The organism is Mycoplasma simbae ATCC 49888, assembly GCF_000702705.1.
Taxonomy (GTDB): domain Bacteria; phylum Bacillota_I; class Bacilli_A; order Mycoplasmatales; family Metamycoplasmataceae; genus Mycoplasmopsis; species Mycoplasmopsis simbae.
Genome location: NZ_JNJG01000005.1, coordinates 146,383 through 157,578, shown reverse-complemented (window position 1 = coordinate 157,578; position 11,196 = coordinate 146,383). Strand labels below are relative to the sequence as shown.

Here is an 11,196-nt window from a genome sequence, read left to right as displayed (position 1 = left end):
GTGGTAGCAACGAGCATTTCAATGGATTAATCAGAAGAAAATATAAGAAAGGATTTGACTTTAATCTATTGTCTGAAGAAGAGCTTAACGAGTACATCGATTCAATAAACAATATGCCAAGAGAAATTTTAGGTTGAAAAACATCTAAAGAAGTTTTTCAACGTTATTCTTCTGTTAGTGTGTAAGCACACTAAGAAAATTTGTTGCACAAATTTATGTCGGTTTTACAAACCGAGATTTTTCCAATTAAAATAAATAAAAAAACAACGTGCTCAACCAAGAGTTTGCACGTTGTAATATAATAAAAGTAAGTGTTGCACTTGAACCTTCATTATAGGATGCGCAACTAAAAAAGTTGTGCATTTTTAACAAAACTCAAAAAAATTTTTTTCGTTAAAGCTTATAAAACGAGTATTTACGGCAAAAATATAGATTAATTCAAATTTTTTTTGCTATTTAGAGCGCAATTTTTTAAATATTGAATTTTTGTGGCAAAAATGTTAATTTTTTTCGTTTTTGACAAAAATTGGCGTATTTTTGCGTAATTTTAATAAACAACATTTTTTAAATGTGGTAAACGTTCCACATTTTTTGCAAATTTGCAGTCCATTTTTCAAAACAATAGGGGGGGGCTTGCAGTTGCAAGCACTTTTTTATAGTTAAAAAAGGTATAATTTTTATATATTTATTGACCAATATAAACTAAATAGCTCTTGGGAGGTTAACCATGAAACTTTTTAAAAATCGTAAACACAAATTTATTTTGCTTTCGTTAGGAGCTTCAATTACGTCCGCAGCATTAATCGGTGCTGCCGTTTATGTTGCAACAGCTGATGCTCAAAATTCATTAACTTTTAGATCTTCTGCAAATGCGAAGGTAAATTTTGTGCCTAAAGATAATTTAGATTTAACCAACACAGTCGTATCTAATAATGATTCAAACCTAAAAGAAATTCCAAAGCCAAAGCCATTACCTAAAGAGGAACCAAAGCCAGAGCCCAAACCTGAAATAATCAAGCCAGACACACCTAAACCTGAGCCTAAACCTGAGCCTAAACCTGAGCCACCTAAACCTAAACCAGTTCCGGTACCAGAGCCACCTAAACCACCTAAAAAAAATAAAGACGATAATAAACGTACAGTTATTATCAATGGTATCGAAGTTGCAGCTGATGTAACTCCTGCTAAACCTAGAGAAATTGCAAATTATGACAAAATCAATAATCTAACCAACATTAACCCTTATACAAATAACAGTACAGGTAAATTACACAGCATCGAAGTAACTGATGAATTAATTGCCTCAGTAGTTAAAGATGCTTTAGAAAATCCAATAGGCGTTAACAGTAAATGAATTAATGATTCGGTTAACGAAGTTATAGATCAAATTAAGACTGAAGAAATTGACAGTTACGTAAGACAAAATCAAAGTTGATGAGAAAGTCAATTTGATAGATGATGAAGATTATTTGAAAATGAACCTCAACTTTTAAAAATGCTTCTTCCTGGCAAAGCAGAGGAATATTTACGTATAAAACACACCTTCACAAGTAAAGCACACAGATACATTTGATTGTTCAAGAACTTAGACAAAAGCAAAATTAATAAGTTATCAAGTACAGCTTCTAAATTCTTAGCAGAAGGCTATGTGCTTGATCCAAGAAACACATATTTGGATGAAAATGGACAACTGAATGGCTATACTTGATCTCCACCTGATGAGTTTAATACTGTAACATCAAGATTACGTCGCGATAACTCAACACGAAGAGTATTTAGTTATAACACTGAGTGAAATCGTAGTCCTGAAGACATTAGAAACGGAAATTATCCAGGTTGAAGAAAAGAAGATGTTACATACACTCACGAAGCATTTAGGAACATAGTTAAACAAAACGATGGCATTAGAATAACAAAAATGACTAGAGAAACCCCTTCACAAGATCCTAAACAAATTAATGAAGGATTAGTTCTTGAAATTGATGCTGCCAACAAAGCTGGATACGATAAAACAATCGCACTTATTAAAAAAGTTAAATCTGAAAAATTGAACGTTGTTTCATATCGTATCAAAAATATGGGTCAAGCCGATTCAGCTCAAGCATTTAGACCTATTATGCGTGAATTACCAGATGAAATTTTACAACTTGAACTTTACTTTAGTGCCAAAGCAACAAATACAGGTTCATTAATCGAATTGGAAAACAAACACATTAAAGAATTAGCACTATACACACTCGGAAACTCATTGCAAGACGAATGAAATGTAAACCCATTATCAGTTCGTAAAACAGAATGAATTAACACAAATGATTACAACGTAAGTCGTGAATATTCACCAAACGTTATTGTGGCAACCAGAATTACTTTTGATACATTGAGTTTTGATAAAGAAGACCACAATGTTAATGCTAGTTATGAAGAAGCTGAATTTAAACGTATTAACGATGGGCTAAGAATGGCTTATTATGCACGTAACAATGAACCATTCTTCCAAGGTCGTTTTGGTGGTGGTTTAAACCCTGACCACAATGAAGGCGACAACTCATACCCAACAGGCCTTGACTTTAGTAGAGTGGCCACAGTGAAAACATTGCGTGGTTTAATCTTCCATGACTTTGTTAAACCATCTAATAAAGCTCGTAAGATTTGAAGAGCAACATTCTTTAATGATCAAGAGCAATATGAACTAACAGATCGTGATTTAGCTAGAGCTGGTTGAGAACACTTCGCAAAACCAATCATGAACGAAAAACCAAAAGTGTTCTTTAGTAACGGTGCTACAACTAACAAATTTAAAATTAAGGGTAGCGACTTGTCAAGTTCAGCTATAGCTAATTTAGTTAAATTAACAGAATTAGTTCGTAATGGCAACCCTGCCTTCTCAGGTAAAGTGGTTGTTGATGCTGGAAATGATGCACTTAAATCAAAACTTCAAAACGCTGGATTTAGCGTTGAAGAAGATTCTGGATACGAATACCAATAATTGAAAATATATATTAAAAAGGAGAAGTAATTATGAGAAATAAAAAACTAATCTTATCATTAGCTTCTATATCAGGTTTTGCTATTGCGCCTGTGCTTTTTGCCGTTTCTTGCGTGAACGATGAAAACAGCAGCAGTGACAGCACAAAAGATCCTGACAAGAAAAAAGACCAAGACACCACAAAACCAGGTCAAGGTAGTTCTACTCCTGGAACTGGTGCACCCTCAACGTCAACAAAAATGAATATACCTACCAGTTTTGATGATCTATTCACATTAAAACTGGGTGAGGGCGAGGAAAAAAATAGAACTAAACGTGATTTTACTCCTCAAACTATTGAAAAAAGATATCAAGAAATAGTAGATTTAGTTTTAAAAGATAAATATAAAAATCAATTTTCGACTTTATTAATTTCCGCTAAAGCTAAAGACGGGCAAAATGGCTCAGGTATTGTTGATTTTATTGTTCAATTCACTAACAAAACAGACCCAACAGATAAAGTTATTAGAACTTATTCTTTAGGCGATTTTAACACTAACAATGGTATTGATGATGATGGCACCATTCGTAACAACAGAAACACTGTTGACGATTTTGATGCATACGATAAAGCTAGTCAACTTGAAAGATGAAAAATTGATAATGATAAATATTACAAAGAATTGCAACAACAATACCAATTCAGTGGTGCAACCGTCGAAACTGCACGTCCTGAACTAAATTATTCATCACAACGAGCACAAGCATTCAACGAAAAAGCAAAACTAGCTCATGTTCCTGATTATGAAAGCTCTATTTTAAAAGGTTTCACTTTACCTAAATTAGGAGAAAACGGCACTTTTGAAGGTCTTTCAATTCACCCTCATTCAGTTCCTACAAATTACTCAGCAGTTGATTTTTTAGGCAATAGAAATCCTTACCAATCAATTGGTGTAGCAAGAATATTACCTAATGAAAGATACAAACAGATTTCATTAGAAACAATAGCTGTTGATTTTACTTGAGATGAAAGATACGAAAAAGAAATTAAAGAAGCTCAAGACGCTATTAAAAAATTAAAAGAATGAAAAGATTCATCTGTAGCTGAGCAAAGATTAAAAGAATATAAAGATGCTTCTATTGATATCCAAAGACGCTTAATTAAACAATACGAATACGAAAGAGATCTTGAAGTAGAACGTGATTTTGAAGCTGACAAAGAATCAACAAGAAGAAGATGACAAACTAAAATTGATGGTGTCAACGAAAAAATCAAAGAAATTGAAGCATATACATACGATAACGTTATCAAACTATACGAAGATGAAATTAAAGGTTATGAAACTCAAATTAAAGCCGGAAATATGTTTAGAGGTTCTGGTGGAACCATGTAAATTATGGACTATGAGATTCCACAAAATGGTAAATACCCAACTAAATGATACTTTGGTACAAACTCACACGTTGCACGTTTAATGGCTAGAGATTCACTGCACGCAATGGCTTTAACTTTCCTTGACAATGAAAATATTGGTGTTATGTCAAAAATGAAAATTGCCGCTTTAGACCCTAACTTTACTAGATATAACTTTTCAGGTAAAGACATTCAAAAAGTGGTTACTCGTATTTATGATGCAACTGATTATTTATCAACTTCACCTATCCAATACTTAACTGAAGCGCAAAAAGCTAAATACAAAGATGTTGAAGAAATGATTGATTTTGCAGTTATTGAAATTGACTTTACAAAATACGTAGAAAATGCACCAACTATTCAATTTAGTGCAATTAAACAAGATAGAGAAATTAACAACGTAGATAAAACTGCTGAAGCTCTTGCAAGAACGGTAACTAATAACTACTATTCAAGAACTGAAGACAAAAAAGTTAAATTCTTATCAACATCATACTTGAAAGACTACTCAAAAATCGATTATCCTTTACGTGTTAACAAAAATGACCCTAAACAAGTGGAAACGGACGAACTTTTTGCGTTAGGATATCCAACCGCAACTGAAGATTTCTTCTTACGTATGTATATTGACGATGATCAGATCAAAAGAAAAGAAGGAACTAGAAGTCTTTGAGTAAACTCAGATTATAGATTTTATGGTGCAAACACAGTTTCTGAAGGTGGACAGTCAAATATTCCAAAAAATAAACTTGATAAAGGAAACTTTCTTTCATACAACATCGGATATCGTTCATTTATCGATAAACCAGGTTTAAACGATGGATTCATTGTGTCGCCAATAAGAGGTAAAGAACTTTATGATACTTTTGCCGATGATAAAAAAACACTAAAACAATACTTTAATACTGGTTTGCAATACATGTTAAGACACTTTGTGCCAATTGGCGGTTCATCAGGATCAAGTGTTAGAAACCAAAAAAATGAATTAGTTGGGGTTCACTCAACAATTATTAAGAGTGCACAAACTGATTTTGTTGCCGCTTTTAGATCTGAGGGATATGATTACCGCGGTGCTTATGGATCATATAACTTACCGCAATATGACCTAATCTATGGTGGTGGTAAAGATCAAAAGTCATCATATTTGGAAGCTTTAATCAAAAAATACGGTGACAATAAAATCCATACATACCTATTTAAAAACGGAGCTTCTAAAAATAATGTTCCTGATGAATTTAAATTTACAGGCGATATCTTAAATAAAGATACAACAACCACTAATACAACAAATAACTAAGGAGGTGTAATGGATACACAACTAGAAAGCAAGCGTATTTATGACGATTATGAATCTTTAGTTAATAAACAAAAAAGAAATTGAGCTGCTAGAATTTACCAAATTATTTCAGCAAGTTGATTTTTTGTTGCCAGTTTGTTAATCTTTATTTTTGCGCAAAAAACATTAATGTCGGCAGATATCATGCCACAAAAAACAATTGTATATTTCTTTAATTTTTCAAGCTCACAACTAAAGGAATTAAACTTTGCTGTGTTGCTTAGAATGGCTTTATTAATTTTTATATTTGTATATCCTATTAGTAAAATTTACTCAGATTTATACATTAATAAAGAGAAAGTACACTTATATTGACCTTGATTTAGTGTTTATCTATTAACATCGATAAGTGCGTTTATTTTGTTCTTTACTTACACAAATCAAAACACAAAAGAAATTATTAAAATCTTCTATGCATTTATTCCGCTTTTTGCAATCGATTTATCTTATGCAATTTTTGCATACCAATCAAAACGCAAAAGTGACCCATTAGGTCTAGGTATACCAAAACATTAATCATTTCACAAGTATTTAAAGGTGTTTTAGTTTTATTAATTTTAGGAATCTTTTTCGGTTGAGCTGCTAGCTCTGTTGAAAACAATTATAGATTATTGAGCTTAAACTACTTTAGTGATTGATTTAGAGATCTATTCGAAGTTAAAAAACCACAAAACTTATTGATAATTATTGCTTTATTTATTGCTTTTGCTTTAATTATCTTCTTTGCTTTGTGAGACAAAATTAGCTTGATGTTATCAAATCAATATAATTTAGGTTTTTTTAAAAATAAATTGCTTTTAACATTTATCTTTTTAAGTGCTGTGATGTTTTGAATTATAAGAGTCTTTTTCATAACCTCAAATAAACAAAGCTATGTTGATTCTTCAATTACATATTCACAGCCATATGCCTTTTTAGCATTTATATTAGCTCCTTTAGCAATTACGAGCTTCTATTATGTAATTTCATTTGTTACTAAGTTAAAATCTAAAAGTGTTTTAGTCAACACTATAACATTTAGTGCATTGAACGCACTTAGTTGAATCTTTTTTATGGTTTTAACATTCCAAAATCAATTTAGTTTTAATGTTTGTACATGTAATCACTTCATTATTAATGTTAGTTTTATACTTACGTAAAAACTTTACTTTATCGCGTTTAACACTAATTTTTGTCAATTTATTAGCTATTTCAGCTTCTATAATGCTAGTAATTTTAGGCTTAGATCAAGTTATGCTTTCACAAGGTAATGAAGGTTTTAACTACATTAATTCTGATTTAAGTTTAATTCAAATTTTTGCAACTGTTCAAGTATGCATTGCTATAGGATTTTTAGCCGGAGCCTTAATTCAAATGTGAATAGTTTTGTACAAATTAACAAGTTCTAAAAAAGCCCGTCAAAGAGAGGTAAATAATGTCTAAACAATTGTCTAAAAAAGAAATTAATCAATTAAAGCGTGTAAATGAGCTTAGACTTTTTGACTTATATCAAGCATATGAAGCTAAGATTAAACAACCTAACTTTATTAGTTTTGAGCAGTTGAATGCATCAGTTCTTCTTTCAATGGGCTTAGGTTTTGAATCAGTTACATTTACAACTTATAAAGATCTTTTAACAAAAGGTGTTGAAAATAAATGGAATCTTGTATTCAAAGATTTCGTAGTAGGCTTTGATATCATTAGCAAATTTAGTGACACCATTTTAGTGCCAATTATACTTGAGAGTGAGCAATCAGCCAGCGACTCGGTTAATTTAGCTAATGCCCAATCTACACAACTAGATGAGTTTTTAATTAAACTTAATAGCAAAATTAACGAACTATTAGCAAACAATAATTTAATTGAAATTATTCCGCATTCTGTCTTTTATAAATCAGAGCAAACAGATAAATTGAAGCTATTATTCGGTAAAGAATTACTAGCTCGCATTGAAAAATAAAATATGCACTTTAAGAAAATAGAACAAAAAAAAGACAGTCTCGCAAATATTTTTATGCGTGTTAATAACGATAAAAATATTCTATTAATCAATATTATGAAGCTAAATAAAAAGCTTCAATTCTATGTAAATAACGCTTTAACAAGCAAAAACCTTATTTTGGGCCTTAAAAAAGAATACAACGTTAAAAATAACTTTATCAATAATAAAGGCCTAAAAGATACAAAAATTGGCCAAAAATTTGTAAAGTTTTTCACCAAACGTAAACAACTTTGAATTTATTTAACTGAAGAGCAAAAACACTCAACTGATTCATATACCAGATATGAAAAAATGATTTTGGAAAAAACAAGCAAAACTAAGTCTGATTTTATAGTTATTGGTTCTCGTGCTCAAGAATTTGCTGCTAGCCATAATCTAAACATTATCAAAAGTTTTAGCGAAGAGCAAAAAACCCCGGGCTTAGCCGATGAGTTAACCTTTTTAATTAAGTTTTTATATGTTGATGAATTGTATGAAAGTGTGCATTTTGTAATTAGTACAAATAAAAATTTTAGAAACGGGTTTACAATTTTGCCTCTTGAAAGTTTTGATGTCAACAAGCTAACTAACTTAGCAGAAAAGATTGAACAAACAAATATTCGTGAATATGAAATTTATCCAGATTTAGAGCAATTTATTGATAACGAGATTAACATTTTCTTGTCAAATGCAATCCACTCATTGATTATTGAATCATACTTTTATAACGCTAAGAATAATTTAATTAGTACCAACCAAATAATTAAGCAATTAGACGAAGAAATATTGAAATTAAACAAAAAAATAATTAAATTCAAGCGTGAAAAAGAAATTGAAGACATTGTAATGTTTTTTAGAAAAAATAAAGAAAAAGCAGGTAAAACAAATGAGCAATAGAGGACTAGAAATCGAAATTAACTCATTAGCCAGTGTGCCCTTGACTTTTAAAAACGCTAATTTATATTTCAATATTGACGCTGAAAATGATTTCAAACTAGTTAATACACAAAGCCTGTCCAGCTTTGACAAAACAATTATTAAGATTCAAAATTTAAACGATAATAAGGAATTTTATGTGTTTTTAACCAACACAAATATAGTAATTAAGGATAATAAAGCTACTATAAATACTTTTTCAAGGGTTGTTCTTTATGAACAAAATAAAGAATTTTTCGCAAAACAAAGTAGCAAAGATATTCTTAAAGATATTAACGCTGAAATAAGTTTTTTAACAGCTTCCCAGAGCATTGGCTTGCGTATTGATGAAGCTACAAGATTGAATGTATTAAAAAGACAGCAGTTTGAGTTAAAAATGAAACAAAAACTATTCTTGGTTGAGTATGAAGGAGATTTTGATGAGTAAAAAAATTAAATTAATTTATTCATTGGGCGCTATAACTTCTGCCTCTTTACCTCTTGTTGCATATTCAGCAAGATTGGAAGGCGAAGAAGGCACCAATAATCAAAATAACCCTGGTGCTGGCACATCAAACCCTGGCAGCACTCCTTCAACTAATCCGCAAGGAAGCCAACCTAATAGTGCTCCTAAAACAATTGATCCACAGTTTGATACATTTAAAAATAAAGCCAATAAACAAATAGCTGACGCTATTGAAAAAAGCATCGATGTTTTGATAGGCTATTTTAAAGATGAAATTGCCAAGTTAAAATTAGATGAAAAAATGGAATACAAAAAAAATCTATCAAGACAAATATATTTACATATTTTGCAAGATTTTTTTGAAAAAAATAAGACTGCAATTAGTCAAGATCCTGATAAATTTGGATTTTACGTAACATTCCCATACGCTCTTGCACGTGAAAGAAAATATGCTCGCGGTGATGTTGAATTCAATGGAACTAAATATGACAACGTTATTTTTGGTCAAGGAAGCGATAAAATGACCAAATATGATCGCGTTATTGATGCTAAAGATATTAAAAAAACAGGTGAAGAAGATAACTTTGTTGAAAATAGCCATTTTGACAAAACCATAGCTAAATATGTTAAATCTTTAGGTGAACAAATTAAATCAATCGTATTAGATGAAAAAGACTTTTTACTAATCGATGATAAGGAAAATGGCTTTAGCCTTAATCATAAAAGAATCGCTGATGGTGACAAGCAGGTAAGTGGATTTAGTGTTTCTAATCCTAAAAACTACAAAAGTTGGGATGAATACATTGTTTCAAAAACAACTGCTCGCTTTGTAGAATTTGATTTAAAACAAAACCAAGAGTTTGTCCCTGAGGAAGTTCAACCTAACCAGCCAAAGACTCCGCCAACAATTCAACCAATAATCCCTGGTAAACCACCAATAGGCCAACCTCCTGAAACAGTAATTGAGGCTTTGCCTACACTTAGCCCATTAGTACGCGCTGAGTACGCAGGAGATTCAACAATTGAAGATTTAAATAACTTAGCTCAAGCCAATACCCAAGATGTATTTTTCTTCAACAACCCAGTAAACACAAGATACCTTTACAAGGTTGAAAGTGTTGAAAGTGGAAGAGCAAAAGTGTCCATTGCTGAAAAGAGCAAACCTAATTTAAAACGTGTATACACAATTGGTTTCGATATAGAAAGTCAGCGAAATGTTGCATGACAAAAAGTGTTATATGAACAATTTCAAGGTATTAACGAAACGGTTTTGAAATTTTATAAGGCTTTAGGACTAGATGAAAATCTTGAATACCAAACATTAGCAAATACTAATTTAATCAACACCGTTTTTGGAATGGTAGATCAATTTATTAAGACTATTTATTCACAAAATTATGTTATTTATCAAGCTAACTCAACTAAGTTTTGAGCAAATAAATACAAAAATAATAGTAGTAAAAAGGTTTTAGCACAAGCAAGAAATGATTCAGCTCAAACTTTTCTAACAGCTGTTTCAACTTCAACATTTAATGATTTACCAACTTGATCAGCTGTGGCTCTTGTATATGACACCTTTATCGATGAATACAAAGCGGATGTATTTAGGTTTAACAAAGACATAATTTTAGCTAATATCAAGGCTATGAACGATAGTTTTGGCAAAGAATTGAAAAACAATACAAAATATAGTGCACAAACAATTGATAAATTTGTTGACACAATTCAAAAAGATGTGTACAAGTTGAAAGCATTATCAAGTCATGAAACATTAAATATGGCGTCATGATTCGACAAATATGTGTCTGCTTTAGAAGGAGTAAGTAAACAATTTCAAATCTTACGTACTTTAGCAGACGCAAAACCAGTAACTGCTGATAACTTTAAACAATATGATAATGATTATCAAAGTGCTGTTAAGGAAAACAAAAAACAATCTCAAAAAGTTCGTTCATTCCAATCAAATTTTGGTATAGCGATGGTTGTTATTGGAGCACTTGTACTAACATTATTTATTGCTTTAATAATCTTGAACTTTAAAACTATTAAACAAAGAAAATTAAGAACGCTTTATGCAGTGTTTTTAGCTATTGGACTAGTATTTGTCATTGCTGGAATCACATTGCTATTGCTTTAGGAA

General features: G+C 31.1%; 10 protein-coding genes and 1 pseudogene. All 11 read left to right on the top strand.

Annotated elements, in window-relative coordinates; all coding sequences use genetic code 4:
- Positions 1-185 (top strand): annotated as a pseudogene (locus T329_RS03895) (IS30 family transposase); the annotation flags it as partial.
- Positions 186-727: 542 nt separating this feature from the next.
- Positions 728-2,986: a putative immunoglobulin-blocking virulence protein gene (locus T329_RS0101635; RefSeq protein WP_029608705.1), complete on the top strand. Its 2,259-nt coding sequence runs from the start codon at positions 728-730 to the stop codon at positions 2,984-2,986.
- Between the two features lie 32 nt (positions 2,987-3,018).
- Entirely contained in the window at positions 3,019-4,359 is a 1,341-nt protein-coding gene (locus tag T329_RS03760; RefSeq protein WP_051630126.1) for a hypothetical protein, read from the top strand.
- Between the two features lie 3 nt (positions 4,360-4,362).
- A complete protein-coding gene (gene mip / locus T329_RS03655; RefSeq protein ID WP_051630125.1) occupies positions 4,363-5,676 on the top strand; it encodes an Ig-specific serine endopeptidase MIP in 1,314 nt (437 codons plus the stop codon).
- A gap of 9 nt (positions 5,677-5,685) precedes the next feature.
- A complete protein-coding gene (locus T329_RS0101625; protein WP_029608704.1) occupies positions 5,686-6,231 on the top strand; it encodes an MSC_0624 family F1-like ATPase-associated membrane protein in 546 nt (181 codons plus the stop codon).
- Between the two features lie 95 nt (positions 6,232-6,326).
- Positions 6,327-6,854 carry an MSC_0624 family F1-like ATPase-associated membrane protein gene (locus tag T329_RS0101620; protein ID WP_029608703.1) on the top strand — a complete coding sequence of 176 codons (528 nt, stop codon included), beginning with the start codon at positions 6,327-6,329 and terminating at the stop codon, positions 6,852-6,854.
- Positions 6,832-7,137, top strand: a complete 306-nt coding sequence (locus T329_RS0101615; RefSeq protein WP_029608702.1) for a hypothetical protein — start codon at positions 6,832-6,834, stop codon at positions 7,135-7,137. Before T329_RS0101620 ends, T329_RS0101615 begins: the two co-directional genes overlap by 23 nt.
- Entirely contained in the window at positions 7,130-7,654 is a 525-nt protein-coding gene (locus T329_RS0101610; RefSeq protein WP_029608701.1) for an MSC_0623 family F1-like ATPase-associated protein, read from the top strand. The genes T329_RS0101615 and T329_RS0101610 overlap by 8 nt, the downstream gene beginning before the upstream one ends.
- A gap of 3 nt (positions 7,655-7,657) precedes the next feature.
- Positions 7,658-8,572 carry an MSC_0622 family F1-like ATPase gamma subunit gene (locus tag T329_RS0101605; protein WP_029608700.1) on the top strand — a complete coding sequence of 305 codons (915 nt, stop codon included), beginning with the start codon at positions 7,658-7,660 and terminating at the stop codon, positions 8,570-8,572.
- Positions 8,562-9,038, top strand: coding sequence for an MSC_0621 family F1-like ATPase epsilon subunit (locus tag T329_RS0101600; RefSeq protein WP_029608699.1), 477 nt, complete (start codon positions 8,562-8,564; stop codon positions 9,036-9,038). The genes T329_RS0101605 and T329_RS0101600 overlap by 11 nt, the downstream gene beginning before the upstream one ends.
- Positions 9,031-11,193, top strand: a complete 2,163-nt coding sequence (locus tag T329_RS0101595; RefSeq protein ID WP_029608698.1) for an MSC_0620 family F1-like ATPase-associated subunit — start codon at positions 9,031-9,033, stop codon at positions 11,191-11,193. The genes T329_RS0101600 and T329_RS0101595 overlap by 8 nt, the downstream gene beginning before the upstream one ends.
- Positions 11,194-11,196: the final 3 nt, after the last annotated feature.